Below are 736 nucleotides of genomic sequence, written 5' to 3'. Positions count from 1 at the left end.
TCCCACACCACCGAGTAGGAGGGGACCGGCCACCTCCGGGCGGCGCAGATGCCCGTGACTTTGCGATGGATCGTGGCGATGGCCGGCCCCGGCTTGCTCAGTGCCAGGCCCTCGATCAGGTCGACGAGGTCGGGCGGAAGGCGGCGGGAGCCGGCGTCCGCCCGTGAGGCTGTCTCCAGTCCGGCGTAGCCGTCGGCGCGGTAGCGGGCGTGCCAGCGCTCCAGGGTCCGCAGCCCTACATCGGTCTCGCGAGCTAAGCGCGCGAGGGGCACCTGGTCCTCGACGTGGAGCCTGAAGATTCGCCACCGCGCTCGAGCGTCCACGACGCACCTACTGCAACGCGTTCTCGCGCCCGCGCTCGGCGCGCTGAAGGGCGCGGTAGACCGTGGAGCGGCCCACGCTGAACAGCTCGGCCAGCTCGCCCACGGTGTGCTCGTCGGCAGCATGTAGCTGGACGAGGTGAGCTTCTTGCCGGGGGGTGAGTTTCGGTGACTTCCCGCGCAGCCGGCCCTTGGCCTTGGCGACCTTCATCCCCTCGCGGGTGCGGGCACGGATGAGGTCGGCTTCGAACTCGGCGACCATCGCCAGCACGTTGAACAACAGTTTCCCCATCGGGTCGGTCGGGTCGTACACCGATCCGGCGATGCTCAGCTTCACTTCCCGCGCCGCGAGGTCGTCGGCGATCTGGTGGGCATCACGGACTGAACGCGCCAGCCGATCGAGCTTGGTGACCACG

General features: G+C 69.4%; 1 protein-coding gene and 1 pseudogene. Both read right to left on the bottom strand.

Annotation, left to right across the window (positions count from 1 at the left end):
• Positions 1–272 (bottom strand): annotated as a pseudogene (locus tag M3G03_RS12775) (leucine zipper domain-containing protein); the annotation flags it as partial.
• A 58-nt stretch (positions 273–330) separates the two neighbouring features.
• Positions 331–736: recombinase family protein (locus M3G03_RS12770; protein WP_259810509.1), on the bottom strand; the 406-nt coding region annotated here is incomplete at its 5' end.

This window comes from Aestuariimicrobium sp. p3-SID1156, assembly GCF_025144225.1.
In the GTDB taxonomy this organism is placed as follows: domain Bacteria; phylum Actinomycetota; class Actinomycetes; order Propionibacteriales; family Propionibacteriaceae; genus Aestuariimicrobium.
This window is presented reverse-complemented; position numbering and strand designations above follow the sequence as displayed.